The sequence below is a fragment of the Pseudomonas fluorescens genome, from assembly GCF_902497745.1.
Lineage (GTDB): Bacteria > Pseudomonadota > Gammaproteobacteria > Pseudomonadales > Pseudomonadaceae > Aquipseudomonas > Aquipseudomonas fluorescens_BM.
The window spans coordinates 296,515-323,424 of record NZ_CABVHJ010000006.1 but is presented as its reverse complement, the minus strand read 5'-3'; the positions used below and the strand labels follow the sequence as shown (position 1 = coordinate 323,424).

Annotated in this window: 23 protein-coding genes; 10 read left to right on the top strand and 13 right to left on the bottom strand. The window is 59.9% G+C overall.

From position 1 onward, the window contains the following. Positions 1-274: 274 nt before the first annotated feature. Genes pepN through F8N44_RS12255 form a run of 6 tightly spaced genes read right to left on the bottom strand, consistent with a single transcriptional unit; the run spans position 275 to position 6,791 of the window. Positions 275-2,932 carry an aminopeptidase N gene (pepN, locus tag F8N44_RS12280; protein WP_150650492.1) on the bottom strand — a complete coding sequence of 886 codons (2,658 nt, stop codon included), beginning with the start codon at positions 2,930-2,932 and terminating at the stop codon, positions 275-277. Positions 2,933-2,942: 10 nt separating this feature from the next. After that, a complete protein-coding gene (locus F8N44_RS12275) occupies positions 2,943-3,773 on the bottom strand; it encodes a DUF2797 domain-containing protein (RefSeq protein WP_150650491.1) in 831 nt (276 codons plus the stop codon). Beyond that, a complete protein-coding gene (locus F8N44_RS12270; RefSeq protein WP_007919229.1) occupies positions 3,770-4,030 on the bottom strand; it encodes a YeaC family protein in 261 nt (86 codons plus the stop codon). Before F8N44_RS12270 ends, F8N44_RS12275 begins: the two co-directional genes overlap by 4 nt. Positions 4,031-4,063: 33 nt before the next feature. Further along, positions 4,064-4,933, bottom strand: a complete 870-nt coding sequence (locus tag F8N44_RS12265; protein WP_150650490.1) for a rhomboid family intramembrane serine protease — start codon at positions 4,931-4,933, stop codon at positions 4,064-4,066. Then, positions 4,930-5,901, bottom strand: coding sequence for a metallophosphoesterase (locus tag F8N44_RS12260; protein ID WP_150650489.1), 972 nt, complete (start codon positions 5,899-5,901; stop codon positions 4,930-4,932). Before F8N44_RS12260 ends, F8N44_RS12265 begins: the two co-directional genes overlap by 4 nt. After that, positions 5,901-6,791, bottom strand: a complete 891-nt coding sequence (locus F8N44_RS12255) for an NAD(+) kinase (protein WP_003224174.1) — start codon at positions 6,789-6,791, stop codon at positions 5,901-5,903. Before F8N44_RS12255 ends, F8N44_RS12260 begins: the two co-directional genes overlap by 1 nt. Positions 6,792-6,906: 115 nt before the next feature. Here F8N44_RS12255 and F8N44_RS12250 point away from each other — a divergent pair, with 115 nt between their 5' ends. After that, on the top strand, positions 6,907-7,857 hold the full coding sequence (locus F8N44_RS12250; RefSeq protein ID WP_150650488.1) for a DUF1853 family protein: 951 nt from the start codon (positions 6,907-6,909) through the stop codon (positions 7,855-7,857). 104 nt (positions 7,858-7,961) lie between these two features. Here F8N44_RS12250 and F8N44_RS12245 read toward each other — a convergent pair whose 3' ends face one another. After that, the gene (locus F8N44_RS12245; RefSeq protein ID WP_150650487.1) at positions 7,962-9,245 is read right to left on the bottom strand and encodes an arsenic transporter; all 1,284 of its coding nucleotides are present in this window, start codon (positions 9,243-9,245) and stop codon (positions 7,962-7,964) included. A 169-nt stretch (positions 9,246-9,414) separates the two neighbouring features. After that, positions 9,415-9,972, bottom strand: a complete 558-nt coding sequence (locus tag F8N44_RS12235) for an NADPH-dependent FMN reductase (protein WP_007910565.1) — start codon at positions 9,970-9,972, stop codon at positions 9,415-9,417. A 183-nt stretch (positions 9,973-10,155) separates the two neighbouring features. Here F8N44_RS12235 and F8N44_RS12230 point away from each other — a divergent pair, with 183 nt between their 5' ends. Both F8N44_RS12230 and F8N44_RS12225 read left to right on the top strand, forming a co-directional pair. Then, positions 10,156-10,386, top strand: a complete 231-nt coding sequence (locus F8N44_RS12230) for a hypothetical protein (protein ID WP_127928565.1) — start codon at positions 10,156-10,158, stop codon at positions 10,384-10,386. Positions 10,387-10,471: 85 nt separating this feature from the next. Further along, positions 10,472-11,365, top strand: a complete 894-nt coding sequence (locus tag F8N44_RS12225; RefSeq protein ID WP_150650486.1) for a LysR family transcriptional regulator — start codon at positions 10,472-10,474, stop codon at positions 11,363-11,365. On the opposite strand, the gene F8N44_RS12220 is transcribed toward F8N44_RS12225, so the two are convergent. The 5 genes from F8N44_RS12220 to F8N44_RS12200 all read right to left on the bottom strand — a co-directional run bounded on the left by F8N44_RS12220 (position 11,331) and on the right by F8N44_RS12200 (position 16,675). Further along, positions 11,331-11,945: a GNAT family N-acetyltransferase gene (locus F8N44_RS12220; RefSeq protein ID WP_150650485.1), complete on the bottom strand. Its 615-nt coding sequence runs from the start codon at positions 11,943-11,945 to the stop codon at positions 11,331-11,333. The genes F8N44_RS12225 and F8N44_RS12220 overlap by 35 nt on opposite strands. 14 nt (positions 11,946-11,959) lie before the next feature. Then, positions 11,960-14,215, bottom strand: a complete 2,256-nt coding sequence (locus tag F8N44_RS12215; RefSeq protein WP_150650484.1) for an Orn/Lys/Arg decarboxylase N-terminal domain-containing protein — start codon at positions 14,213-14,215, stop codon at positions 11,960-11,962. Between the two features lie 189 nt (positions 14,216-14,404). After that, complete coding sequence (gene dnaQ, locus F8N44_RS12210) at positions 14,405-15,163, bottom strand: DNA polymerase III subunit epsilon (RefSeq protein ID WP_123532076.1); 759 nt, start codon at positions 15,161-15,163, stop codon at positions 14,405-14,407. A 192-nt stretch (positions 15,164-15,355) separates the two neighbouring features. After that, a complete protein-coding gene (rnhA, locus tag F8N44_RS12205) occupies positions 15,356-15,826 on the bottom strand; it encodes a ribonuclease HI (RefSeq protein WP_093430719.1) in 471 nt (156 codons plus the stop codon). 90 nt (positions 15,827-15,916) lie between these two features. Continuing rightward, the gene (locus F8N44_RS12200; protein ID WP_038366031.1) at positions 15,917-16,675 is read right to left on the bottom strand and encodes a class I SAM-dependent methyltransferase; all 759 of its coding nucleotides are present in this window, start codon (positions 16,673-16,675) and stop codon (positions 15,917-15,919) included. 66 nt (positions 16,676-16,741) lie between these two features. On the opposite strand from F8N44_RS12200, the gene gloB reads away from it, so the two are divergent. From gloB to F8N44_RS12165, 7 genes are all read left to right on the top strand, one after another. Continuing rightward, positions 16,742-17,509, top strand: coding sequence for a hydroxyacylglutathione hydrolase (gene gloB, locus F8N44_RS12195; protein ID WP_150650483.1), 768 nt, complete (start codon positions 16,742-16,744; stop codon positions 17,507-17,509). A 99-nt stretch (positions 17,510-17,608) separates the two neighbouring features. Continuing rightward, positions 17,609-19,072: a transglycosylase SLT domain-containing protein gene (locus tag F8N44_RS12190; protein ID WP_038366034.1), complete on the top strand. Its 1,464-nt coding sequence runs from the start codon at positions 17,609-17,611 to the stop codon at positions 19,070-19,072. Positions 19,073-19,510: 438 nt separating this feature from the next. Further along, positions 19,511-21,343 (top strand): extracellular solute-binding protein, encoded by a 1,833-nt coding sequence (locus F8N44_RS12185; RefSeq protein ID WP_150650482.1) that lies wholly within the window; start codon positions 19,511-19,513, stop codon positions 21,341-21,343. Continuing rightward, a complete protein-coding gene (locus F8N44_RS12180; RefSeq protein ID WP_150650481.1) occupies positions 21,340-23,181 on the top strand; it encodes an extracellular solute-binding protein in 1,842 nt (613 codons plus the stop codon). The genes F8N44_RS12185 and F8N44_RS12180 overlap by 4 nt, the downstream gene beginning before the upstream one ends. A gap of 4 nt (positions 23,182-23,185) precedes the next feature. Then, positions 23,186-24,259 (top strand): microcin C ABC transporter permease YejB, encoded by a 1,074-nt coding sequence (locus F8N44_RS12175; RefSeq protein ID WP_150650480.1) that lies wholly within the window; start codon positions 23,186-23,188, stop codon positions 24,257-24,259. A 1-nt stretch (position 24,260) separates the two neighbouring features. Continuing rightward, positions 24,261-25,280 carry an ABC transporter permease gene (locus F8N44_RS12170; protein WP_008088512.1) on the top strand — a complete coding sequence of 340 codons (1,020 nt, stop codon included), beginning with the start codon at positions 24,261-24,263 and terminating at the stop codon, positions 25,278-25,280. Between the two features lies 1 nt (position 25,281). Beyond that, the gene (locus tag F8N44_RS12165; RefSeq protein ID WP_150650479.1) at positions 25,282-26,892 is read left to right on the top strand and encodes an ABC transporter ATP-binding protein; all 1,611 of its coding nucleotides are present in this window, start codon (positions 25,282-25,284) and stop codon (positions 26,890-26,892) included. Positions 26,893-26,910 lie beyond the last annotated feature (18 nt).

Sequence of the window (26,910 nt, the reverse complement as noted above, 5' to 3'; positions counted from 1 at the left end):
GGTTAATGCGGCGTTTTTTTGTGCGTACGGCTTGGGGAGTTGTGTTGATGCATAAATCTTACCCCCTCACCCCAGCCCTCCCGAAACGTCGGACCGCCCCCAAGGGGGCGAGGGGGAAAGGGAGCCGATCTTCGTGCTTTTCAAGTCCTGAGTTCGACTCCGGACTTTCAGGTCGGCGTATAGCGCAAAGACGCCTCAGTCAGTCCCCTCTCCCACTGGGAGAGGGTTAGGGTGAGGGCCAGTCCACAGCTGGAACACCGACTCCAATCCACCATCAAGCCAGACTTTTGCTCACCACCTCATACACATCACTCGACAACTGCCCCGACGCCCGAATCCGCTCCAGCTCAGCCTTCATCAACGCCTGACGCGCATCGTCATATTTACGCCAGCGAGTCAGCGGCGCCAATTGGCGAGAAGCGATCTGCGGGTTGAAGCCGTTCAGCTCGATCACCAGATCCGCGAGGAAGCGATAACCCGAGCCATCTGCCGCGTGGAAGTTGATCAGGTTCTGCCCGGCAAACGCGCCGACCAGCGCACGTACCTTGTTCGGGTTCTTGATGTTGAACGCCGGGTGCTGCATCAACGCTTTCACGCGCTCCAGACCGCCAGGCAGAGTGCTGCCGGCCTGCACACTGAACCACTGATCCATGACCAGAGGATTGTCCTTGAAGTGCTCGGCGAAACTCGCCAGCGCCAAGGCTTTCTGCTCTTCAAATGGCGAATTCACCAACACCGCCAGCGCCGTCAGGCGCTCGGTCATGTTGTCGGCGCTTTCGAATTGCTCCAGCGCCGCCGCCAGTACTTCCGGCTTGCCGCTAAGCATCAGGTACGACAGCGCAATGTTCTGCAGCGCGCGACGGGCAAAGTGCTCGGCCTCGGCGACGTACGGGGTTTTCTTCGACAGGTCACGGTTGGCCTGATAACGCAGCCACAGCGCCTCGAACAAGCCTTCGGCCAGTTGCTTGCGCGCGAACTCGCGAGCGATATGGATCGCATCGACATCCGCCACTTCGCTGATTTCAGTGAGGTACGCCTCACCCGGCAGCGAGAGCATTTCCGCGACCATCGCCTGATCCAGCGAGTCGTCCGACAGCACCGTACGCAGTGCCGAGACCAGACGCGGATCAAGCTTCAGGCTTTCGCCCTTCTGCTGCTGGCCAATCAGTTCTTGCAGCACCTGCACTGACAGTTGCTGACCGGCATCCCAGCGGTTGAAACCGTCGCTGTCGTGCTGCATCAGGAACATCAGTTGATCGCGGTTGTACGGGAAGCTCAGTTTCACCGGCGCCGAGAAGCCACGCAGCAGCGATGGCAGCGGCTGTTCGGCGATGTCAACGAAAGTGAAGGTCTGCTCGGCTTCAGTCACCGAGATCACGCGAGTGGTGCCTTGCGCCGACGCTTCACCGCTCAGGCGCAGGGCAATCTCGTTGCCCTTGCTGTCAAGCAGACCGAGTTCGACCGGGATCACGAACGGCAGTTTTTCAACTTTGTCCGGGGTTTCCGGGCAGCTCTGGCGGAAGGTCAGGCTGTAGGTTTTCGCAGCGGCATCGTAAGACTCGCTCACCGCCAGACGCGGCGTGCCAGCCTGGCTGTACCAGCGCTTGAACTGGCTCAGGTCGACGCCGTTGGCATCTTCCATGGCCTTGATGAAGTCGTCGCACGTCACGGCTTGGCCGTCGTGGCGTTCGAAGTACAGATCACTGCCCTTACGGAAGCCTTCTGCACCGAGCAAGGTATGGATCATGCCAACCACTTCCGAGCCCTTTTCGTACACGGTCAGGGTGTAGAAGTTGGAGATCTCGATGAAGCTGTCCGGGCGCACGGCATGGGCCATCGGGCCGGCGTCTTCGGCGAACTGGTGGGTACGCAGGTAGGCGACGTCCTGAATGCGCTTGACCGTGGCCGAGTTCATGTCGGCAGAGAAGCCGGAATCACGGAACACGGTGAAGCCTTCTTTCAGCGACAGCTGGAACCAGTCGCGGCAGGTCACGCGGTTGCCCGACCAGTTGTGGAAGTATTCGTGGGCGACGATGGCTTCAACGCGCTGGTGCGCGGCATCGGTAGCGGTTTCGGCGCGGGCCAGTACGGCGCTGGAGTTGAAGATGTTGAGACCCTTGTTCTCCATCGCGCCCATGTTGAAGTCGTTGACGGCGACGATCATGAAGATGTCCAGATCGTACTCGCGACCGTAGACCTCTTCGTCCCAGCGCATCGACTTCTTCAGGCTGGTCATCGCGTGCTGGCACTTGTCGATGTTTTCCGGCTCGACGTAAATGCGCAGCGCAACGTTGCGGTCAGTCATGGTGGTGAAGCTGTCTTCAACGCACCACAAGTCACCGGCCACCAGCGCGAACAGGTACGCCGGTTTCATGAACGGGTCTTCCCAGGTTGCCCAGTGCCGGCCGTCTTCGCCCGGGCCACTGGCAATCGGATTGCCGTTGGAGAGCAATACCGGGTAGCTGTGCTGCTCGGCGACCACGGTGGTGGTGAACTTGCTCATCACGTCCGGGCGGTCGAGGTAATAGGTGATCTTGCGGAAACCTTCGGCCTCGCACTGCGTGCAGAACATCGTGCCGGACTTGTACAGGCCTTCCAGCGCGGTGTTGGTTTCCGGGTGGATCTTGACGCTGGTGTCGACCGTGAAGGTTTCAGCGGTCGGCTGCAGGGTCAGGTGATTCTCGGTGAGCTGGTATTGACCGTCAGTCAGTTCTTGATCGGCCAGCGTCACCGAGAGCAATTCCAGTTGCTGGCCGTCGAGCACCAGCGGCGGCAGGCCCGGGCCACGTGCCGGGTTGCGGCGCATGACCAACTGCGCGTGCACCAGGCTGTGATCCTCGAACAACTCGAAGGTCAAGTGAGTTTCATCGATCAGGTACTCGGGCGCCTGATAGTCCTTCAGGTAAATCATCTTCGGTTGTTCGGTGCGCATGCTGAAGTCCTTATTGATGCACGGCGAGCTGATAAGCCGTGTACTTGCGAATATTGATCACGCCGGTGTCGAAGATCAGGTACTGGCCCTTGATCCCCAGCAGCGTGCCTTCGGCAATCGGGTTCTTGTCCAGGTTGAAGCTGACGATTTTGGCCGGGTATTGCTCGACTGGATAGCGGATCTCGAGAGGTTCTACATCGGCAATCGTCTGAATGGCTTGTAGGCCGAATCGCTCCTGCAAACCTTGCAGGCCTTCTGCGCAACTGTCGAACAGTTGATCGCGCACTTGCGCCAGATCCACCGCCGCCGCATCGCCCTTGAGCAACGCGCGCCAGTTGGTTTTATCCGCGACCTGGCTGCGGAACAGGTCTTCGACGAAGCCCGACTGCTGCCGTGTCGACACACGCATGATTGGCAATGCCTGACACGCACCCTGATCGATCCAGCGAGTCGGCAGTTGCGTAGCACGAGTGATGCCAACCTTGATGCCCGACGAGTTGGACAGGTAAACCACATGATCGGTCATGCAGAACTGCTCGCCCCACGCTGGATCGCGACAGGTGCCGGCGTCATAGTGGCAGCGCTCCGGGCTCATGATGCACAGGTCGCACTGCGCCAGTTTGGTCATGCACGGATAGCAGTAACCCTGACTGAAACTGGTTTTGGTCTTGCGCCCGCAATGGGTGCAGTGGATCGCCCCCAGGTACTCCAGACGCACCGTGGTGCCGATCAACGGGTTAACCGGCACCTCGACGTCATCCAGACGAAACGCGTATTGCACATTCGGCCCGTCCAGGCGCGCCGACATTTTGCTGATTGCACCGCGGCCAATCTCGATCAATGGATGGCATCCGACTTGAACAGGATGTTCGGCACTTCAATCGACTTCGACGCACATTCCTGCGGGCCCATGTAACCGGTGCGCTGGTCTTCAGGCAGGTTCTGGATTTCCCAGGCGATCATCGCCTGCAACGACAGCTCGCGCTGCTCGGCGGTGAGCTTGCCACCGTCCGACCACTTGCCGATTTCCACGGCCAGCTTCAGGCTCTCGTAGATGTCCGGGGTAATGTTGTTGATCATGTCGTTAAAAGAGGACATCAGGGTCTCCGTGCTCTTTATTCACTGAAAATTTTAGGCGGCCAGTTTACGGCGGTTATACAAACCACCCAACAAACCGGTGAAGCATCCGATGAGTAACCCGCCGACGTGGGCGGCGTTGGCGATTTCGCCGAAACCGATCACCGAGATCAGTCCGGACATGCACACCAGCAACCAGATCAGCATCATTGCCAGTACACCACGCGGCAGACGATAGGCCGGGTTCGGCGACAGCAGCTGGAAGATCCAGCAATGCCCGAGCAATCCGTAGAGTACGCCGGACAACCCGCCGAACAAGGTCGCGCCGCTCCATGCAAATTGCGCGTAGTTGGAAACGAGGCTGAACAACAGCGTGAGGCCGATCAGGTTGATGCTGCCTTGACGCGACTCGATGCGCCGCCCCAGCTCCCAGTACCACATGCCGTTCATGGCCAGGTGGAGGATGCCGAAGTGGATCAGCATCGGCGTAACCAGTCGCCACCACTGCCCCGCTGCCAGACTGTCAGCCAGCGGCGTGAAATGGATGTATTCGCCGACTACCTGAAAATCGAGGAAAGTCAGCCAGCGCAGGGTTTGCAGGTTCTCACCGAGGTACGTCAGCCCGCCAACAATCAGGCATAACAACAGGATGAACCCGGTGGCCTTGGCGTATTTCAATTGCTCGGCGAAACTCGGGCGCTTGAAAGTCGGCGCGATGGGGATGTCCATTTGCTGATCGGGATCGCCGGCCGGGAAGCGCTCGTACAGCGAGCGCACGTCTTCACTGATTTCCGCCGGCGCCCACAACACTTGCTCGCCCGCTTCCTCGCTGACGCGATGCGGCACCTGCATGCGTTGCAGCAGTTTGACGAAACCGCTCAAGTCCACCGCCAACGGCAGACGCAATACCGCTACCGCACTCATTGCAGCACCTCCGGCCGCTCGACATCGACCCAGACAAATTTATGCGGATCCAGACGCGTTTCCTGATCCAGACGATAGGCGACCAGTTTGCCGTAGAGCACCGCGCTGTAATCCAGACACGCGAGGTTCGGGCGGATCGGCGCCGGTTTGCCGCTGCGCCAGTAGTGGCCGACGAACAGCAACGGCTCGTCGACGCCGTAGCGCAGCAGGTTGTTTTTTTCGCTGGACGTGAGCGGCTTTTGCGCCACGGGTTCCGGCAGAGCATCAGGCTGGAAGACGATATCGCCGTAGGTTTTCGGGTCGTCTTCCCAGAACTTGGTGCGGAAGAAAGAACGCACCAGACCGTCGCCACTGGTCATGGTCAGGCCATCCGGCAGGCGCATGTCGGTGCCGCGCAGCAGGCGGTCGAACACGGTACAGGCGAAACTGTCCGGAACCGCCGAGGCCTGCAGGAAGTGTTCGTCGATGCAACCGTTGGGGAACAGCGCGCGCAACGGTTCGATCAGGCCAGCATCCCAGCAGGCGTGGACGACGCGGAAACGCCCGGCGTCGACAAACAACGGCAGTTCATAGAACCAGCGCTGGAAATCATGCCAGTCGCCGGGATGGTCTTCGAACTGGGTCAGGGTTTCGTGCAGCAGACGCGCGTGGCGCGGCGTGTGTTCGCGGACGAACTGCTTGCCGCTGCCCGGTAGCGCCGGCGTGCTCCAGCCCAGCGCGTTGAATTCGTGGTTGCCCATGATGCACAAGGCCTGACCGGCCTCGACCATGTCGTGAACGATGTGCAGCGCCTCGCGAATGCGCGGGCCTCGGTCGATGATGTCGCCGACGAACACGGCCATGCGCGATGGATGCCGCCAGACCCCGCCCTGCTTGTGATAACCGAGGCGGTCAAGCAAGTGTTCGAGGGTCAGGGCGCATCCGTGCACGTCACCAATCAGGTCATAACTGCGCGCGGGATCGAGCATCAGTCGCCTCCACCGCCCAGCTTGCTGCCCCAGCCGAGCTTGGTGCGGCAGACTTCGTAGTAGTTGTGATCGAGCGGGTGAATCAGCCGCAGCTTCTGCGCTTTTTTGCTGACGGTGATGGTGTCGCCCGGCGCGCAGGTGAAATGGTTCTGCCCGTCGCAGGAGACTTGCGGGTAAATCTGCATGTTTTTCGACACGACGATTTTCAGCTCACTATTGCCATCGACCACAATAGGTCTACTGGACAACATATGGGGGTACATCGGCACGATCACAATGGCATCGAGCTTGGGATGCATGATCGGCCCGCCGGCGGACAGCGCGTACGCGGTGGAACCGGTCGGCGTCGCGACGATCAGGCCGTCGGCCTTCTGGCTGCAGACGAACTGGCCGTCGATGTACAGCTCGAACTCGATCATCCGCGTCGATTTGCCGGGGTGCAGCACCACGTCGTTGAGCGCATCGCCCTGGCCGATGGCCTCGGCATGCCGGCGCACTTCGGCTTGCAGCAGGAAGCGGTTTTCCACCAGATAGTGGCCGTCGAGCACCTTGGCGACTTCGACTTCCAGCTCGTCCGGGCGAATATCGGTGAGGAACCCGAGGCTGCCACGGTTGATACCGAGCACCGGAATATTGTGTTTGGCCAGCGCTCGCGCGGCGCCGAGCAGGCTGCCGTCACCGCCGACGACAATGACCATGTCGCAGACTTCGCCGAGCATCTTGCGCGACGAGGTTTGCAGGCCGTGGCCCGGCAGCACTTCAGCGATGGTGTCTTCGAGGATCACATGCAGGTGACGATCGAGCAGAAACCGTTTCAGTCGGCGGACGGTATCCAGCACCTGGGAACTGCCCAGGCGACCGATGATGCCGATATTACGAAATTGCTCCATGAGACCTCTGCGGACAATCGAAAACGCGAAAAACCCGATTATGGGCGAAAGCGCCGGTTAGACAAAATCCTTTCAGCCTCAAGGGTGCGCTCGTGTTTACGGCTATGCTCGCAAGATGATCCTATTTCCTGACTTGCTGCAGTTGCCCCACCAATTACGCCACCCGGAAGTGCGCGATCTGGCGTGGGTGATCCTCGCCCCGCCGATGCTCGCCACCACGCCGTGGCCGCAGCGCCATCCGCTGGCGGGCAGCGATTGGGTGCACGATCCCGAGCGACTGGAACACTGGCTGCGTCAACTCGACCGCGACAGCTATGGCTTGCTGCATTGGTTGTCGCAGGCACGCACGCGACGTCTAGGCCTGTATTACGAACGGCTGTGGCAGTTTGCCGTGGAGCATGCGCCGGGCATTGAGCTGATCGCGGCCAACCTGCCGATCCGCCGCGAGGGCCACACCCTCGGTGAACTGGATATGTTGTTGCGCGACCGCGATGGCGTGCATCACCTGGAACTGGCGATCAAGCTTTATCTCGGCCCGCAAAATGGCGACGGCCGTGACCCGGCGCAGTGGCTGGGACCGGGTTGTCATGATCGGCTGGATCGCAAACTGGCGCACCTGGCCGAACATCAGTTGCCAATCTCGGCGCGCCCGGAAAGCCGCGAAGTGCTGGCGGCGCTGGATATCGAGGTGTTCAGCGCGCAGCTGTGGCTCGGTGGTTATTTGTTGTATCCGTGGCCCGGGCAGGCGGAATCACCGAACGGTGCGCATCCGCAGCATTTGCGCGGCAGTTGGTTGCATCAGAAGGATTGGCCGGCGTTTGTCGCGCAACGCCCGGCCGGACGCTGGCAACCCCTGCCCCGCCATGCCTGGCTGGCGCCGGCGCATTATCCGGCGGATCAGACCTGGACTTTGGAGCATTTACGGATCTGGCTGGAAGATCTTGAACCGCTGGCCCCGGCGCAGTTGCTGGTGCGCCTGACCGAGAATGCGCGAGGGGAATGGGAAGAGGCTGAGCGGTTGTTTCTGGTGTCGGACCTTTGGCCGAATGTCCCGGGCCAGGCCTGAGTTTGTTGGTGTTTGATATGACGCCTTCGCGAGCAAGCTCGCTCCCACATTTGGAATGCATTCTAATGTGGGAGCGAGCTTGCTCGCGAAGGGGGCGACTCGGTTTAAAGGGATAAACGCAAAGCCAAAGCCGCCAACGTCACCAACAACACCGGCACCGTCAACACAATCCCGACCCGGAAGTAATACCCCCAGCCAATGTGAATGCCCTTGCGTTCCAGCACATGCAGCCACAACAGCGTCGCCAGACTGCCAATCGGGGTAATCTTCGGTCCCAGGTCACTGCCAATCACGTTGGCATAGATCATCGCTTCCTTGACCACCCCGCTCGCCTGACTGGCATCGATCGACAGCAAGCCAATCAGCACCGTCGGCAGGTTATTCATGACCGACGACAGCAACGCGGTCAGCACCCCGGTGCCCATTGCCGCGCCCCACACACCATGACTTGCGAAGACATCCAGCCAACCGGCCAGATACCCGGTCAGCCCGGCATTGCGCAGGCCATACACCACCAGATACATGCCCAGCGAGAAAATCACGATCTGCCACGGCGCTTCTTTCATCACCTTGCGCGTGGAAATCTTGTGGCCGCGAGCGGCGATACCCAACAGCAACGCGGCGCACACAGCGGATATCGCACTGATCGGAATGCCCAGCGGCTCCAGCGCGAAGCAACCGATCAGCAGAATCACCAACACCGCCCAACCGGCGTAGAACGTGGCTTTATCGTGAATCGCGGTGTCGGGATGTTCGAGTTGCTCAGGGTCATACGTCGATGGAATGTCGCGGCGGAAAAACCACAGCAACATGCCCAGCGTCGCCGCCACGCTGACGAAGTTCACCGGCACCATCACCGCTGCATAGCGGTTGAAACCGATGTGAAAGAAGTCCGCCGAAACGATGTTGACCAGGTTCGACACCACCAGCGGCAGGCTCGCGGTATCTGCGATAAATCCCGCGCCCATCACGAAGGCCAAGGTTGCCGCCGGGGAAAAGCGCAGCGCCAGCAACATCGAAATCACGATCGGCGTGAGAATCAGCGCCGCACCGTCATTGGCGAACAACGCCGACACCAGCGCGCCGAGCAGCACCATGAAGGCAAACAGCTTGCGTCCACTGCCGCGTCCCCAGCGCGCCACATGCAGCGCGGCCCAGTTGAAGAAGCCGGCTTCGTCGAGCAACAGACTGATGATGATCAGCGCGACGAAGGTGCCGGTGGCATTCCAGATGATCTGCCAGACCAACGGGATATCGCTGAGGTGAACGACGCCGAAGATCAGCGCCAGCACGGCACCAAGCGTCGCACTCCAGCCGACGCCGAGGCCTTTGGGTTGCCAGATGACAAGGGTAATGGTCAGCAGGAAAATCAGCGACGCAGCGAGCATCCGCAACAGCCTTCAATAATTGGGTAAAAAGAACACGACTAATGCCAAGCCGAACAGATAAACCTGTGGGAGCGAGCCTGCTCGCGAAGGCGCAGTGTCAGTCGCCAAAAATGCAACGGCTGACGACGCCTTCGCGAGCAGGCTCGCTCCCACAGGGGATTCGGTGAAGTTACTTCTTGTGTTGCTCTACGAATTGTCCGTACGCATTGATAAAACTCTGCAGAAAAGGTTTCACCGATTCGCTCAACTTGCCCGCCTCATCAAACGCTGAACCCGCCCCGCCCAAGTACGCTTCCGGCTGCTGCATGCACGGCACATTGAGAAACACGAACGACTGGCGCAGATGCTGATTCGCGCCGAAACCACCGATTGCACCGGGCGAAACACTGATCACCGCCCCCGGCTTGCCACTCCAGACAGCCTTGCCATAAGGCCGCGAACCAACGTCAATGGCATTCTTCAACGGCGCCGGGACCGAACGGTTGTACTCGGGCGTAACAAACAGCACCGCGTCGGAAGAACCCACTTTTTCCCGGAAAGTGCTGTAGGCTGCCGGCGGTGAATCGCCGTCGATGTCTTCGTTGTAAAGCGGCAAGTCGCCAATTTCGACAATTTCCAGCTTGAGGTTCGCCGGGGCCAGCTCCGCCAGCGCCAGGGCGACCTTGCGATTGATCGATGCTTTGCGCAGGCTACCCACTACTACAGCGACGTTGTAGACATTGCTCATGGAAGACTCTCGATTGTTCGTGGAAGGAGCCTGTAGTTATAGATGATCCGGTGACGATTCCACCAGCACCCGAGGGAAATTCGCGCGTGCTGAATATTTTTTTCCTGTAGGAAAACTTACAGGCCTTGATGGCGGTCTACCAAGCCGCAAATCAAGCGTTTTATCTCCAGAGGTTCTAAGCAGATGGCAGCAGTACTCGTCGGTCAGTTCCATGCAAGAGATGCGGAAGGCCGCGTTTATTCCGTGCATGAGTTCCAGGAATCCAACCCGTCGGCAGACGGTTCCACTGGCTCGGAGCCGATTTACAAACTGGCTATTGGCGATCGCGTCAACAAGGTCAGTGAGAGCGAGTTTCTCCTGGTTCAGTCAGGCATCACCCTGATCCGCGAGCCCGAGCCAACCGTCGCTTCATAACTGGCCGTTATGAGCAGAAGTCATATGCGCAGACTTGGGGTAGGATTCAGCCACTGACCCCACCTGCTGAACATGGACTTCACGCATGCGTTTACGTCATATCGAAGTGATTCAGGCGCTCTTGCAGACCGGTCACCTGGGCACTGCCGCCGAATGGCTGCAGTTGCCGGTGGCCGAGGTCGAAGAGCGTTTGCGCGAAGCCGAGAGTCAGTTGGGGTTCATGCTGTTCGCCAGCGTGCGCGGGCGCCTGCAATCGACGCCCGAAGCGCGGGCGTTGCAAGTCGAAATCGCCCATGTCTATGAAGCGCTGGAGCCGGTGCAGCGCCTGGCCAGCAGCCTCAAGCAATACCTCGCCCCGCCCTTGCGCATCATTGGCACCCCGCCGCTTGCGCAGCAATTACTCCCCCAAAGTCTCTCCGCCCTGCGCCGACGTCTGCCGGATGCACCGTGCAGCCTGCTCAGCGCGCCGACCCGCGATATCGTCCGCAGCCTGCTGTTGCGCGAAAGTGATCTGGGCTTGAGCCTGCACGATCCCGAACATCCCGACATTGATTGCCGGCCACTGGCCCAGGGCAAGCTGCAACTGCTTGCGCCTCACGGCTGGCTGCAACCGAAACAGAAATACATTTCCCTGCAGGATCTCGCTGGCCAGGCGATGGTCGGCCTCGAAGGCCAGGACCCGTTGAGCCCGGCGCTGGAAAACAAGCTCCAGGCACTGCGTCCGGCGCCGAGCATCCAGACCCGCGTACAAACCCATCAGATGATGCGCAGCATGGTCGAAGCCGGCGAAGGTCTGGCCATTGTCGATCCGTTCACCGCACTGGGCGCGCGTTCGGCCGGGCTGGACGTCTGCCCGCTGTCGCCGGCCGTGCCGATCAGCCTCTACGCACTGACCTTCAAGCACACCGCGCCGGCGTTGGCCATTCAGACTCTACTGGCGATCATCACGGAACAAGCCGAGGCGATGCTGGCGAGCTGACAGGATTCTCCAGCGGGTTATCGAACAATCGATACCAGAACAGCGCCACTTCGGCGGTGTTCGGATCAATCCCGCGATAGCGCAACTGGTCCACGCCACCAATCACGTAGCCGCAACGCTCATACAACCGACAAGCGCCGAGGTTGTTGTTCTGGGTTTCGAGCATGATTCCCGGCAGCTTTTTCTTGCGGCTCCAGAACTGCGCGACATCCAGCAACGCCTTGGCCACACCATGCCGGCGCGCCGGCGCATGCACCGCCAGCTCATCGATATGCGCGAAGCCGTTCCAGTTGGTGCTGATCACCAGATGACCGACCGGCTCATCATCCAGATACGCCATGAAAATCGCGCTGTCGGGCGCATTGTGAAAAGCGCTGAACTCCTCCGGATCGATGCCGTAGCACTTGCGATAAGGCACGATCGGAGTGACCCGCCACTGCTCAACGGGCTGGCCAATCACGGCGGCTCCATAAGCCGCGACTTCGAAGCTGAAGTCGCTGCCCCAGATATACGGCGCAAAGCCTTCATCGGCGACACGCACCGACAGCCCTGGGTATTTCGGATTCATGACCGGTTGCATACTGGGAAAAGTCCTCATTCCTTGACGCAATCGACGGTGTACTGCCGTCCATTGCCTTCATCTTCGTGCTGCAATCCATGCACATCCGCGACAAAACCGGGGAAGCTGCTATCGAACGTGCGGGCAAATTTCAGGTAATCGATGATCGAGCGAGTCGACTCGGTAAAGCGTTCGCCGGGCATGATCAGTGGAATGCCCGGTGGATACGGCACCAGCATTACCGCTGCTATGCGCCCCTCCAACTCGTCGATGGGCACCGCCTCGACTTCGCCACGGACCAGATGATCATAAGCGTGAGCCGGCTTCATGGCGATTTCCGGGAGCACGGTGTACATGCGTTTAAGGTGTTTGGCCGTGGCGTTACTGCGATAACAGGCGTGCAACTGATCACACAAATCGCGCAGGCCCATGCCGCGATAACGCGCGGCGTCTTCTTGCGCCACACACGGCAGACAGGTTTCCAGACGCACGTTAGCGTCGTAACTGCGTTTGAATTCGAGCAATTCGGTGAGCAGCGTGCTCCATTTGCCTTTGGTGATGCCCATCGAGAACAGCACCAGGAATGAATACAGCCCGGTTTTCTCCACCACCAGGCCGCGCTCCCAGAGAAACTTGCTGACGACCGCCGCCGGAATGCCCTTCTCGCTCAGCGCACCGCCGGCATTGAGCCCCGGCATCACCAGCGTGACCTTGATCGGGTCGAGCAAGACGTAATCGTCACTGACTTCGCCAAAACCGTGCCATTCGGCATCCGGTTGCAATAACCAGTCTGCGGTCTGCACGCGATCGATGCCCTCGACACCCGGCGGCTGCCAGATCGAAAACCACCAGTCATCAGCGGCAATGTGCTGGCGCAGATTGGCCAGCGCGCGGCGGAAGCTCAGCGCCTCATCAAAAGTTTCCTGCAACAGCGAACGCCCGGCCGGGCCTTCCATCATCGCCGATGCCACGTCCAGCGAGGCAATGATGCTGTACTGCGGCGAAGTCGAGATGTGCATCATGAACGCTTCATTGAAACGGTCGCGATCGAGTTGCCGCGCACCGCCGTCCTGCACATGAATCATCGACGCCTGACTGAACGCGGCGAGCAGTTTGTGCGTGGAATGCGTGGTGAACACCAGCGGGCTGTCTGCGCTGCGCGAGGTGGCCATGCCGTAGCGACCGGCGAAGAACTCATGAAACGCCGCGTAGGCGTACCAGGCCTCATCGAAATGCAACACTTCGACGCTGTTGCCGAGGCTTTGCTTGATCAGCTCGGCGTTGTAGCAGAGGCCGTCGTAGGTCGAGTTGGTGACCACGGCGAGTTTGACTTTCGGTGCGCGGCCCTTGGTCAGCGGGCTGGCATCGATCTTCGCCTGAATCGATTCGCGGCTGAATTCACTCAGCGGGATCGGCCCGATAATGCCCAGCTCATTGCGCTCCGGGCACAGGTACAACGGGATTGCGCCGGTCATGATGATCGCGTGCAACACCGACTTGTGGCAGTTGCGATCGACCAGCACCAGATCGTCACGGCCGACCATCGAGTGCCAGACAATCTTGTTAGCTGTTGAGGTGCCATTGATCACGAAAAAGGTGTGATCAGCGCCGAAATTGCGCGCCGCGCGTGCTTCGGCTTCGGCGAGCGGCCCGGTGTGATCGAGCAGCGAGCCAAGCTCCGGCACCGACACCGACAAATCCGAACGCAGGGTGTTTTCACCAAAGAACTGATGGAACGCCTGCCCCACCGGACTCTTGTGATAGGCCACACCGCCGCCATGGCCGGGGGTGTGCCAGGAATAATTGGAGTCCGCCGTGTGCTGCACCAGCGCCTTGAAAAATGGCGGCAGCAAACCATCCAGATACTTGCGCGCCGCCCGCGCCACTTGCCGGGCCAGAAACGGCACGGTGTCTTCGAACAGATAGAGAATGCCGCGCAACTGATTGAGCTCGGCCATGGCATCGGCCGGGGCATTTTCCAGAGTGACTTGCTCACCCAAGGCAAAGATCGGCAGATCCGGTGCGCGCACCCGCGCCAGACCGATCAGTTCGGCCATGTTCTGCAACAGATGCGAGTTGGTGCTGGCGTCCTCGGCGGCAATCAACATGCACGCGAGGCCATGGTGGGTCGACGCAACGAGCCGCCCTTCGGCGTAGTCGATGGCCGAAACGATATTGAAACCTTCCTGCTCCAACTCCCGGGCGATGCCGCGGATACGGTCACCGGCGACCGTGTCGGCCTTGATGTCGCGATGGACGATCAACACCGGAAACTTCAAATCTTTGTACATGGGGCTCAGTGTCCTGAGGCGGCGGCTCAATGTCTGCCAATGCACTCAGGGTAGAGGGTTGCAGCGAAAGTGGCGAGGGTGGCCAGTTGGCTTCATACCGCCAAAAGCAAAGATCGCAGCCTTCGGCAGCTCCTACAGAGGATCGCATTCCAATGTAGGAGCTGCCGAAGGCTGCGATCTTTTGATCTTTCAGGCCTGAGCGTCGGCCTCGGCAATCTGCGTCCACATCGCCGGGCCACCCGCCGATTTGGCAATAATTTCCAGCCGCACCAGATGCGCCGCCAGCTCTTCTTCCGTCGCACGAATGATCCGCGCAGGCTGGCGATCCGCTGGCAGACGACGAATCTCGGTCGCCGAGTTGTCCGCGCCATCGCCCGTACCATTGCCGTCAGACGCATTGCCCGCCAGCGACAGACTGGTCTGGCCGCCGGTCATGGTCAGGTAGACGTCGGCGAGAATCTCCGAGTCGAGCAAGGCGCCGTGCAGTTCACGGCCCGAGTTGTCGACGCCATAACGTTTGCACAATGCATCGAGGCTGTTGCGCTGCCCCGGGTGACGTTCCCGGGCCATCATCAGGGTGTCGAGAATCGAGCAGTGCTGGGTGATGTCGGCGCGATCATGCTGGCCCATCAAAGCGAATTCGTTGTTGATGAAGCCAACGTCGAACGCCGCGTTGTGGATGATCAGCTGCGCGCCTTTGATGAATTCGAAGAACTCATCGGCCACTTCGGCAAACCGTGGTTTGCCAACCAGGAATTCGTTGGTGATGCCGTGAACGCCGATGGCGCCCTCATCACTCTCGCGATCCGGTTGCAGGTAAACGTGAAAATGCCGGCCCGTCAGGCGTCGGCCGATCAGTTCAACACAGCCGATTTCAATGATCCGGTGACCATCGGTCACCGGCATGCCGGTGGTTTCGGTATCGAGTACAACGGATCTGGTGGCCATCAGTGTTCAGCTCTCAACGGGTCGATCTTGCAAAAAACGCGGATATTAACACGCTCGGCGGGGTGTTTCAGTGAGACCGTGGCGTCCCATTCGCGAGCAAGCTCGCTCCCACAGTGGATTTGTGTTGTGAGCACGATCCAGTGTGGGAGCGAGCTTGCTCGCGAATGGCCGCACCACGGTTGAGAAGCGAAATCAGCTCTGTTTGTAACCGCGCACCTCGTCAACGCCACGGTTCGCCAACTGGTCCGCCCGCTCGTTACCGTGATGGCCAATGTGCCCACGCACCCATTTCCAAGTGACCTTGTGGCGGTTGACCTGTTCATCCAGCTCTTTCCACAGATCGGCGTTTTTCACTGGCTCTTTGGCCGCGGTTTTCCATCCGCGCTTTTTCCAGTTGGCCATCCATTCGTTGATGCCCTTCATCACGTATTGCGAGTCGGTCACCAACAGCACTTCGCACGGGCGCTTCAAGGCTTCGAGGCCGCGAATCGCGCCGAGCAGTTCCATCCGGTTGTTGGTGGTGTTGGTTTCGCCGCCCCACAGTTCCTTTTCAACGCCCTTGCACACCAGCAAGGCGCCCCAGCCGCCCGGGCCGGGGTTGCCCTTGCAGGCGCCGTCAGTGAACAGTTCTACGGTGTCGACGCTTTCAACGCTTTCGCTCATGCCACTCTATCCAGAAAAATGCCTGTCTTGCCGATCACGGATCGGCAATGACCGAGGCCGGGACCAACCCGGCCACAAATAAAAGAAGGTTTACGGTTCGATACGCCGGCGATTGACCTTGGCCATCGGCAGCGGAATCAGCTTGCCCATCGGCTCGCGACGTTCCTGACGCAGCGGCCGCAACCCAACCACGATCTTGCGCGCGACCAGTAAGTAGAAGCCGCCGCCCGACAGTTGCCAGTCACCGGCCTTGCGTTCCCAGCCGGCCAGACGGGCCTGCCACTTGGGTGACGCGAGCGGCGGACGATAGCACCCGAAGCGGCGTTTCTCCAGCGCAAAGCCCAGCAGATTGAGCCAGTCGGCGACCCGCGACGGCGAGATGCAGCGTGCCTTTCGCAGTGCGTCGTGGGCGAAAACATGGCGTAGACCCCAGGTGCTCCACGGGTTGATACCAATGATCAGCAAATGCCCGCCGGGGCGTACGCTACTCGCGGCTTCACGCAGCAAACCGTGGGGTGACAGGCAAAAATCCAGACCGTGCTGCATCACCACCACGTCGGCAGCATGCTCGCTGAGCGGCCAGGCCTGCTCTTCGCAGACAATCTCGACCCCCGGCAACGGCGCACCGAGGCGCACATTGCGCTGCACTTGCGGCGCTGCCGGCGGGGTTTCGGCCGATGGCCCGTAATGCACCAGATAGCCGCCAAAGAAGCGGCCCAACTCGTCTTCGAGCATGCGCCGCTCTTCATCGAGCAAGAATTGCCCGAGCGGGCCGGACAGCCATTCACGGGCTGCACCGATCAGGGCCAGCCAGTCAGGATCAGCCTGTGCGAACGCTTTATCACTCATCGCATTCTCCAAAGCGCCAGGAACTACTAAGATGCGCCAATGTTTTCCGCTTGGCGAATTCCGACGATGATACAGATCAGTGCCCTGCCCGCGTTCACCGACAACTACATCTGGTTGTTACAGGATCACCGTACCCAGCGCTGCGCGGTGGTCGATCCGGGCGATGCCGCGCCAGTGCAGGCGTGGCTCGAAGCGCATCCGGGCTGGGTGTTGAGCGAAATCCTGATCACCCACCATCACCATGATCACGTTGGCGGCGTCGAGCGCCTGAAAGCGCTGAGCGGGGCGACAGTTTACGGCCCGGCCAGCGAAAACATCCCCGGGCGCGACGTGGCGCTCGAGGACAACGACAGCGTCAGCGTGCTCGGCTGGGACTTCGACGTCTATGCGGTGCCCGGTCACACTTTGGGACACATCGCCTATTACCACCACGGCTTGCTGTTCTGCGGCGACACCCTGTTCGCCGCCGGTTGCGGCCGCTTGTTCGAAGGCACACCGGAGCAAATGCACCACTCGCTCGGGCGACTCGCCGCTTTACCGGAAGATACGCTGGTCTACTGCACCCATGAATACACCTTGAGCAATCTCAAGTTTGCCGCTGCCGTCGAGCCGAGCAACCCGGACATTGCCGCCCGTCTGGAAAAAGTCACCCAGCAACGGCAAAACGGCGTGATGACCCTACCCTCGACCCTCGCTCTGGAAAAGCTCACCAATCCGTTTTTGCGTACCACTGAAACATTAGTTAAACAAAAAGTGGACGAACGGGCAGGCGCTCAAAACCGGGCGCCGAGTGAGGTTTTTGCGGCTCTGCGGGCATGGAAAGATAAGTTCTAAGCGCCCCACTGCCTGGTACAAAAATTCTGAATGGTTGACCGCAAGGGGTGCGCTTTCTAGAATCGCCCGACATTTTTGCCCGGAACTTACTTCCAGCCAATGTCGTCATCCATACGTAAGTCCGTCAATTCAGACGCATTGACCCGCCTGGCGCAAGCCATCGCGGTGGCTGTGTCCGCCACGCTGGCGGGCTGTTCCAGCCATGCTCCGCAGACTGAAGCGACCCATACGCCGAACATTGCTGCGCGAGCCAAGCAGAAGCCGATCTGGCTGACCGAAAAGCCCAGCCCACAGGTTCCCCAGGATATCTGGGAACGCATGCGCCAGGGCTTTCAGCTGCAGGAAGGCCTCGGCGTCAACCCGCGCATCGAGCAGCAGCGCCTGTGGTTCGCCAGCAATCCCTCTTTCCTCGAGAATGCCGGCGAACGCGGCAGTCTCTATATTCACTACATCGTCGAACGCCTCGAAGAACGCAACATGCCGCTGGAACTGGCCCTGCTGCCAGTAATTGAAAGCGCCTACAACCCGATGGCCTATTCCCGGGCCGATGCGGTGGGTCTGTGGCAATTCATTCCGTCCACCGGGCGTTACTTCAACCTGCGTCAGACCCGCTTCTATGATGGCCGCCGCGATATCACTGCTTCGACCACGGCAGCGATGGACTACTTGACCCGTCTGCACGACATGTTCAACGGTGACTGGCTGCTGGCTCTGGCGGCGTACAACGCCGGCGAAGGTACGGTCAGCCGCGCCATCGAACGCAATGAAAAGCTCGGCCTGCCAACCGATTACTGGAACCTGCCGCTGCCAGCGGAAACCCAAGCCTACGTGCCGAAGTTGCTGGCATTGTCGCAAGTGGTGCTGGCGCCGGAAGCCTACGGGGTCAACCTCAACCCGATCGCCAACGAACCATACTTCCAGGTCGTCGAAATCAACCAGCGCATGGATTTATCCAAAGTCGCCGCAGTTGCCAATATCGACGAAGACGAACTGTTCCAGCTCAACCCGGCCTTCAAGCAACGCACCACCATCGATGGCCCTCAGCATCTGCTGGTGCCAACGTCGAAGGCGCAATTGCTGACCGCCAGTTTGCAGACCATGCGGCCTGACGAACTGATCAGCCCGCGTTCGCTGAAGCCGGTATTCGAAGGTGCCGATCCTTCGGAGGTAGCAAAACTCAAGCGTGCTTACCGCGTGAAGCGTGGCGACAACCTCGGTTCCATTGCCAAGGCCAACAAGGTCGAAGTCAAGGATCTGCAGCGCTGGAACAAGCTGACCGGCAAGAATCTCAAGGTTGGCCAGACGCTGGTGATGCAAGACACCACCAAGCGTGCGCCGGCTCGCAAGTCCGGTCGGGTCAACACAGTGGTTGCGGCCAACAGCAAGAGCAAAGGCAAGGACGACAGCGCGCAGCAGACCCAGTACAAGGTCAAACGCGGCGACACGCTGTACGTGGTGGCCAAGCGATTCAACGTTGAGATGCAGCATCTCAAGCGCTGGAATCCGGGTGCGGGTAAAGCGTTGAAGCCGGGGCAGATGCTCACGGTTTATCAGCCGCACTGATGGAAGAGCCCCTTAGATTTCAGGGGCTTTTTTTTGGATCAGGTTTTTGTGTTGTGCTTTAGATCCATCCCCCTCACCCCAGCCCTCTCCCCCAAGGGGGCGAGGGGGAAAGGGAGCCGATCGGGGGCTATTCAAAATCTGAGTTCGACTCGGTAACGCACGTCGGTGCATCCCTCCAAAACACCGCGATCAGTCCCCTCTCCCTCCGGGAGAGGGTTAGGGTGAGGGGCTTTTCAAAACGTAAGTTCGGCTCGACAGTTCAGGTCGGCGTAGCTCGAAGAAACAACTCGGTCAGTCCCCTCTCCCTCCGGGAGAGGGTTAGGGTGAGGGGCTCTTCGCGCAAACGATTAACCGCGCATTAACTCCTATCTTTTTCCAGTCCAGACAAGCTGTTACTGTACGGCCCACTAAGCCCAAGCCGCCTGGATCGGATCTGACTTGAAGCGTCCCCTCCTCCTGCTCCTGATCAGCCTGGCCTTGAGCTCAACCGCAAGCGCGACGATTACCGAAAGTCACGGTTATGCGCAGTTCGGCACGCTCAAGTACCCGGCCAGATTTACCCACTTCGACTGGGTCAACCCGCAAGCGCCCAAGGGCGGTACGTTGCGGGTGATGGCGTTTGGCACCTTCGATACGGTCAACCCGTACACGTTCAAGGGCACCAGCCCGGTCACCACAGCGAATTTCCTCCAGTACGGCATCAATGAGCTGAACGAGCCGTTGATGGTCGGCACCGGCCAGTACTCGCCGTCGGGTGACGAACCCGCGTCCAGCTATGGCTTGATCGCACAATCGGTGGAATACAGCGAAGATCGCAGCTGGGTGGTGTTCAATCTGCGCCCGGAAGCGCGTTTTCACGATGGCACGCCGATCACCGCTTATGACGTGGCGTTTTCCTATCGAACGCTACTCAAGGACGGTCATCCGCTGTACCGCACCGCGCTGCAGGAAGTGCTGCGCGTCGACATTCTCAACAAACAGCGCATCCGCTTCGTACTCAAGCGCTCGGGCAATCCGCTGCTGATCCTGCGCCTCGGTGAGTTGCCGGTGCTGCCGCAGCATTACTGGAAAGACCGCGACTTCAAAGCCACCACCTTCGAACCGCCACTGGGCAGCGGCCCTTACCGCATCACCTCGGTGACGCCGGGCCGGCAGTTGATCTTCGAGCGGGTCAAGGATTACTGGGGCAAGGACCTGCCGGTCAATCGCGGCAAGTACAACTTTGATCGCATGGAAGTCGAGTTCTACCGCGACAGCGATGTCGCCTTCGAAGCGTTCAAGGCCGGCGAATTCGACATCTACATCGAACATCAGGCGAAGAACTGGGCCAACGGCTACAACTTCCCGGCCATTCGCCGTGGCGACGTGATCAAGGCGCAGATCCCGCACCAGATCCCGACCCAGAGTCAGGGCTTGTTCATGAACACCCGCCGCGCCACCTTCGCCGACGTGAAGACCCGTGAAGCGCTGGGCCTGATGTTCGACTTCGAATGGACCAACCGCGCACTGTTCAGCGATGCCTACAAGCGCACCACCAGTTATTACCCCAACAGTGAATTCACAACCTCCGGCCTACCGGTCGGGCATGAATGGCTGATGCTCAAGCCGTACAAGGAACAACTGCCGGCCAAGCTGTTCACCGAGCCGTTCACCCTGCCAAAAACCGACGGTCGCGGCATTCCCCGGGACACCATGCGCAAGGCATTGGCATTGCTCGCCGAAGCTGGCTGGAAGCTCAACGGTCAGCGCCTGCAAAACGCTGACGGCCAACCGCTGCGGTTCGAACTGCTGCTGGTCAATCCGAACCTGGAGCGCCTGTACCAGCCCTACATCGAGAATCTCAACAGCATTGGCGTCGACGCGCGCCTGCGTACCGTGGATCGGGCGCAGTACAAACAGCGCCTCGATCAATTTGATTTCGACATGATCTCGATGACGCTCAACCAAACCCTGAGCCCGGGGCTTGAGCAGTGGCAGTACTTCCACTCCAGTCAGGTGAACGTCAAGGGCAGCAAGAATTACGCGGGCATCGCCAATCCGGTGGTCGATCACCTGCTCGAACAATTGCTCGCCGCGCGCACCCGCGACGAACAGGTCGCCGCCGGCAAGGCGCTCGACCGCGTGCTGCTCTGGCAGCACTACAGCATTCCCAACTGGTATCTCAATTATCACCGTCTGGCCTACCGCAATCGGTTGGCCTTCGTCACCACGCCGCCCTACACCCTGGGCCTGAGCGCGTGGTGGCTGAAGTCTTCGGAGAAAGATCAATGAAACCGATCCGCGCCCTGCTCGTCCAGGCCAGCGGCTTACTGTTCGCCGGGCTCGCGTTTGCTGCCCCGCAACACGCCGTGACCCTGTACAACGAGCCGCCGAAATACCCGGCCGATTTCAAGCATTTCGATTACGTGAATCCCGACGCGCCCAAGGGCGGCGTGTTCCGTCAGGCCGGCTTCGGCGGCTTCGACAGCCTCAACCCGTTTATCAGCAAGGGTGTGCCGGCCGATGACGTCGGGCAGATCTACGACACCCTGACCAAGCACAGCCTCGACGAGCCGTTCACCGAGTACGGCCTGATCGCCGGCAAAATCGAAAAGGCCCCGGACAACAGCTGGGTGCGTTTCTACCTGCGCCCGGAAGCACGTTTCCATGACGGCCACCCAGTGCGCGCCGACGACGTGGTGTTCAGCTTCAACACCCTGACCAAAGAAGGCTCGCCGCTGTTTCGCGGTTACTACAATGATGTCGCCGAAGTCGTCGCTGAAGACCCGCTCAAGGTACTGTTCAAGTTCAAGCACAGCAACAACCGCGAGTTGCCGCTGATCCTTGGCCAATTGCCGGTGCTGCCGAAACACTGGTGGGCCGATCGCGATTTCAACAAGGGCAACCTGGAGATTCCGCTGGGCAGCGGCCCGTACAAGGTCGCCGAAGTGAAGGCCGGACGTTCGGTGCGTTACGAGCGGGTCAAGGATTACTGGGGCAAGGACCTGCCGGTCAATCGCGGTTTCTACAATTTCGACACGATGACCACCGATTACTACCGCGACAACACCGTCGCCCTTGAAGCCTTGAAGGCCGGCCAGTTCGATTACTGGTTGGAGATGGCCGCAAAAAACTGGGCCAATGCCTACAACATTCCGGCCGTCACCGAAGGCCGCTTGATCAAGGAACAGATCGCCAACAGCAACCCGACCGGCATGCAGGGCTTCGTCTTCAACCTGCGCCGCCCGGTGTTTCAGGATGTGCGCGTGCGTCAGGCACTGGGTCTGCTGTTCGACTTCGAATGGACCAACAAACAGCTGTTCAACGGCGCCTACTTCCGTACCCGCAGCTATTTCGAAAACTCGGAAATGGCCGCCACCGGCCTGCCCGACGCCGATCAACGAGCGATCCTTGAGCCGTTCCGCAGCAAGCTGCCGGCGCAGGTGTTCAGTGAAGCGTTCGACAATCCCAAGACCGACGCCAGCGGCATGATCCGCACCCAGCAGCGCGAGGCCTACCAACTGCTGCAAGAGGCTGGCTGGAAGATCGTCGACGACAAAATGGTCGACGCCACGGGCAAGCCTGTAGTGATTGAATTTCTACTCGCGCAGACCGAGTTCGAACGGGTTTTGCTGCCGTTCAAACGCAACCTCAGCGACCTCGGCATCGATCTGGTGATCCGCCGCGTCGACGTTTCGCAGTACATCAACCGCGTGCGCTCGCGGGACTTCGACATGATGGTCGGCAGTTTTCCGCAGTCCAACTCGCCAGGTAACGAGCAGCGCGAATACTGGATGAGCGCCGCTGCCGATAAATCGAGCAGCCGCAATACCTTGGGTTTGAAAGACCCGATCGTCGATCAACTGGTCGAGAACCTGATCAACGCCGACTCGCGCAAGAGCCTGGTGGCCCACGCCCGCGCACTCGATCGCGTGCTGCAATGGGGGTATTACCTGGTGCCCAACTGGCACATCAAGACCTGGCGTGTGGCTTACTGGAATCACATTGGTCACCCCAAGGTCTCACCGAAATACGACATCGGCATCAATACCTGGTGGATCAAGCCTGACGCAAAACCTGCGATAGAAGTCGAAACCAAACTGCAAACCGACCCTGCGGGCACGGAGTAATCAGATGCTGGCGTATATTTTTCGGCGACTGCTGCTGATCATCCCGACCCTGTTCGGCATTCTGCTGATCAACTTCGTGATCATCCAGGCCGCGCCCGGCGGCCCGGTAGAACAGATGATTGCCAAGCTCGAAGGCTTCGAAGGCGCTACCAGCCGGATTGCCGGCGGCGGTGCCGAGGTGTCGGTGGCCGGCTCGTCCTATCGCGGCGCGCAGGGGCTGGACCCGGCGCTGATCAAGGAAATCGAGCACATGTACGGGTTCGACAAATCGGCCCCGGAACGGCTGTGGATCATGGTCAAGAACTACGCGACGCTGGATTTCGGTGACAGTTTCTTCCGCGACGCCAAGGTCATCGACCTGATCAAGGAAAAGATGCCAGTGTCGATCTCGCTGGGGCTGTGGAGCACGCTGATCATGTACCTGGTGTCGATCCCGCTGGGGATCGCCAAGGCTACGCGACACGGCAGCCATTTCGACGTTTGGACCAGTTCGGCGATCATCGTCGGTTACGCGATCCCGGCGTTCCTGTTTGCGATTCTGCTGATCGTGGTGTTTGCCGGCGGCAGTTATCTCGACTGGTTCCCGCTAAGGGGCCTGACCTCGAACAACTTCGATGAGCTGAGCATGGGCGGCAAGATCCTCGATTACTTCTGGCACCTGGCGCTGCCAGTGACAGCGCTGGTGATCGGCAACTTCGCGACCATGACCCTGCTGACCAAAAACAGCTTCCTCGACGAGATCAACAAGCAATACGTGGTCACCGCCAAGGCCAAAGGCCTGACCCGCCATCGCGTGCTCTACGGCCATGTATTCCGCAACGCCATGCTGCTGGTGATTGCCGGTTTCCCGTCGGCGTTCATCGGCATCTTCTTCACCGGCTCCTTGCTGGTGGAAGTGATTTTCTCCCTCGACGGCCTCGGGCTGATGAGTTTCGAAGCGGCGATCAACCGCGACTACCCGGTGGTGTTCGGCACCCTGTTCATCTTCACCCTGCTGGGGCTGGTGGTGAAACTGATCGGCGACCTCACCTACACCCTGGTCGATCCGCGCATCGACTTCGAAAGCCGGGAGCATTGAGATGAACCTGTCCCCTCTCAACCGCCGCCGCTTCGAACTGTTCAAGGCCAACAAGCGCGGCTGGTGGTCGCTGTGGCTGTTTCTGGTGCTGTTCGGCCTGAGCCTCGGCGCCGAGCTGATCGCCAACGACAAGCCGTTGGTGGTGCATTACGACAACAACTGGTACTTCCCGGCGATAAAGCGCTACCCGGAAACCACCTTCGGCGGCGAATTCCCGCTGGAAGCCAACTACAAGAGCCCGTACATCCGCGAACTGCTCAAGGCCAAGGACGCGTGGGTGTTGTGGGCGCCGATTCCCTATAACTACCAAAGCATCAACTACGACCTGAAAGTCCCGGCCCCGGCGCCGCCCTCGGCGGACAACTTGCTCGGTACCGACGACCAGGGTCGCGATGTGCTGGCGCGGGTGATTTACGGCTTTCGGATTTCGGTGCTGTTCGCGCTGACGTTGACCGTGTTGAGTTCGATCATCGGCGTAATTGCCGGCGCGTTGCAGGGTTTCTATGGCGGCTGGGTCGATCTGGCCGGGCAGCGTTTTCTGGAGATCTGGTCGGGCTTGCCGGTGCTGTACCTGCTGATCATTCTCGCCAGTTTCGTCCAGCCGAATTTCTGGTGGCTGTTGGGGATCATGCTGCTGTTCTCGTGGATGAGTCTGGTTGACGTGGTGCGCGCCGAGTTCCTCCGTGGCCGCAACCTCGAATACGTGCGCGCCGCAAGGGCGCTGGGCATGCAGAACGGCGCGATCATGTTCCGCCACATCCTGCCCAACGCGATGGTTTCGACCATGACCTTCATGCCGTTCATCCTCACCGGCGCCATCGGCACCCTCACCGCTTTGGACTTCCTCGGTTTCGGTTTGCCGGCCGGCAGTCCGTCGCTGGGTGAACTGGTCGCCCAAGGCAAATCCAACCTGCAAGCGCCGTGGCTGGGCATGAGCGCGTTTGCCGTGCTGGCGTTGATGTTGAGTTTGCTGGTGTTTATCGGCGAGTCCGCTCGCGATGCCTTCGACCCGAGGAAGTGAAATGAATCAGGACAATCTGATCGAAGTGCGCGACCTCGCCGTCGAATTCGGTTTCGGCGAGCGCGTGCACCGGGTCGTTGAAGGCGTGAGTTTCGACATCAAGCGTGGCGAAACCCTCGCGCTGGTCGGCGAATCCGGCTCGGGCAAATCGGTGACCGCGCATTCGATCCTGCGTTTGCTGCCCTATCCGATGGCCCGTCATCCCGCCGGCAGCATCAACTATGCCGGGCAAAACCTGCTGGGTCTGAGCGAAAAGACTATTCGCCACATTCGCGGCAACCGCATCGCGATGATCTTTCAGGAGCCGATGACCTCGCTGAATCCGCTGCACTCGATCGAGAAGCAGATCAACGAAGTCCTCGGCATCCACAAGGGCCTGACCGGCAAAGTCGCCACCAAGCGTACGCTGGAGCTATTGGAGATGGTCGGCATCCCCGAGCCGCACAAGCGCCTCAAGGCCCTGCCCCACGAATTGTCCGGTGGCCAGCGTCAGCGCGTGATGATTGCCATGGCCCTGGCCAACGAGCCGGAATTGCTGATCGCCGACGAGCCGACCACCGCTCTGGACGTGACCGTTCAGCTGAAAATCCTCGATTTGCTCAAGGAATTACAGGCCAGATTGGGCATGTCGCTGTTACTGATCAGTCACGATTTGAACCTGGTGCGAAGAATTGCGCATCGCGTATGTGTCATGCAGCGCGGTTGCATCGTCGAACAGGCATCGTGCGAAGAGCTGTTCCGTTCGCCGCAGCATCCGTACACTCGGGAATTGCTCGGCGCGGAGCCCAGCGGAGGCCCGGCGAGCAATAAAATCGGCGCGCCGCTGCTTGAAGTCGAGGACCTGAAAGTCTGGTTCCCGATCAAGAAAGGCCTGCTCAAGCGCACGGTGGATCACGTCAAGGCAGTGGACGGCATCAATTTCAGCCTGCCCCAGGGTCAGACTCTGGGGATTGTCGGGGAAAGCGGTTCCGGCAAATCCACGCTGGGTCTGGCGATTTTGCGGCTGATTGGCAGCAAAGGCGCGATCCGCTTTGAAGGCAAGCAGCTAGACTGCCTGACGCAGAACGAGGTTCGCCCGTTGCGTCGGGAGATGCAGGTGGTGTTTCAGGACCCGTTTGGCAGCCTGAGCCCGCGCATGTGTGTCAGCGACATCGTTGGCGAAGGCCTGCGGATTCACAAGATGGGCACCGCCGAGGAACAACAGGCGGCGATTATTGCGGCATTGAAGGAGGTAGGTCTGGATCCGGAAACCCGGCACCGCTACCCCCACGAATTTTCCGGTGGGCAACGGCAACGAATCGCCATTGCCCGGGCTTTGGTGCTGAAACCGGCGCTGATCCTGCTGGACGAGCCGACTTCGGCGCTCGACCGGACGGTGCAGCGGCAAGTGGTGGAGCTGTTGCGTTCACTGCAAGCCAAGTACAACCTGACGTATTTGTTTATCAGCCATGACCTGGCTGTCGTCAAAGCGCTGAGCCACCAGTTGATGGTGGTCAAGCATGGCCAAGTGGTCGAACAGGGAGACGCGCAAAGTATTTTTGCCGCCCCCCAACATCCGTATACACAGCAGTTGCTGGAAGCCGCTTTTTTGGCACCAGCCACTGCGCAATAACCTGAAAGAGGAGCAACA

What these genes read in the sequence shown, in the direction of transcription:
- pepN (WP_150650492.1), bottom strand. Translation starts at nt 2,932, where the DNA reads ATGCGCACCGAACAACCGAAGATGATTTACCTGAAGGACTATCAGGCG.
- F8N44_RS12270 (WP_007919229.1), bottom strand. Translation starts at nt 4,030, where the DNA reads ATGTCCTCTTTTAACGACATGATCAACAACATTACCCCGGACATCTAC.
- F8N44_RS12265 (WP_150650490.1), bottom strand. Translation starts at nt 4,933, where the DNA reads ATGAGTGCGGTAGCGGTATTGCGTCTGCCGTTGGCGGTGGACTTGAGC.
- F8N44_RS12260 (WP_150650489.1), bottom strand. Translation starts at nt 5,901, where the DNA reads ATGCTCGATCCCGCGCGCAGTTATGACCTGATTGGTGACGTGCACGGA.
- F8N44_RS12255 (WP_003224174.1), bottom strand. Translation starts at nt 6,791, where the DNA reads ATGGAGCAATTTCGTAATATCGGCATCATCGGTCGCCTGGGCAGTTCC.
- F8N44_RS12250 (WP_150650488.1), top strand. Translation starts at nt 6,907, where the DNA reads ATGATCCTATTTCCTGACTTGCTGCAGTTGCCCCACCAATTACGCCAC.
- F8N44_RS12245 (WP_150650487.1), bottom strand. Translation starts at nt 9,245, where the DNA reads ATGCTCGCTGCGTCGCTGATTTTCCTGCTGACCATTACCCTTGTCATC.
- F8N44_RS12235 (WP_007910565.1), bottom strand. Translation starts at nt 9,972, where the DNA reads ATGAGCAATGTCTACAACGTCGCTGTAGTAGTGGGTAGCCTGCGCAAA.
- F8N44_RS12230 (WP_127928565.1), top strand. Translation starts at nt 10,156, where the DNA reads ATGGCAGCAGTACTCGTCGGTCAGTTCCATGCAAGAGATGCGGAAGGC.
- F8N44_RS12225 (WP_150650486.1), top strand. Translation starts at nt 10,472, where the DNA reads ATGCGTTTACGTCATATCGAAGTGATTCAGGCGCTCTTGCAGACCGGT.
- F8N44_RS12220 (WP_150650485.1), bottom strand. Translation starts at nt 11,945, where the DNA reads ATGCAACCGGTCATGAATCCGAAATACCCAGGGCTGTCGGTGCGTGTC.
- F8N44_RS12215 (WP_150650484.1), bottom strand. Translation starts at nt 14,215, where the DNA reads ATGTACAAAGATTTGAAGTTTCCGGTGTTGATCGTCCATCGCGACATC.
- dnaQ (WP_123532076.1), bottom strand. Translation starts at nt 15,163, where the DNA reads ATGGCCACCAGATCCGTTGTACTCGATACCGAAACCACCGGCATGCCG.
- rnhA (WP_093430719.1), bottom strand. Translation starts at nt 15,826, where the DNA reads ATGAGCGAAAGCGTTGAAAGCGTCGACACCGTAGAACTGTTCACTGAC.
- F8N44_RS12200 (WP_038366031.1), bottom strand. Translation starts at nt 16,675, where the DNA reads ATGAGTGATAAAGCGTTCGCACAGGCTGATCCTGACTGGCTGGCCCTG.
- gloB (WP_150650483.1), top strand. Translation starts at nt 16,742, where the DNA reads ATGATACAGATCAGTGCCCTGCCCGCGTTCACCGACAACTACATCTGG.
- F8N44_RS12190 (WP_038366034.1), top strand. Translation starts at nt 17,609, where the DNA reads ATGTCGTCATCCATACGTAAGTCCGTCAATTCAGACGCATTGACCCGC.
- F8N44_RS12180 (WP_150650481.1), top strand. Translation starts at nt 21,340, where the DNA reads ATGAAACCGATCCGCGCCCTGCTCGTCCAGGCCAGCGGCTTACTGTTC.
- F8N44_RS12175 (WP_150650480.1), top strand. Translation starts at nt 23,186, where the DNA reads ATGCTGGCGTATATTTTTCGGCGACTGCTGCTGATCATCCCGACCCTG.
- F8N44_RS12170 (WP_008088512.1), top strand. Translation starts at nt 24,261, where the DNA reads ATGAACCTGTCCCCTCTCAACCGCCGCCGCTTCGAACTGTTCAAGGCC.
- F8N44_RS12165 (WP_150650479.1), top strand. Translation starts at nt 25,282, where the DNA reads ATGAATCAGGACAATCTGATCGAAGTGCGCGACCTCGCCGTCGAATTC.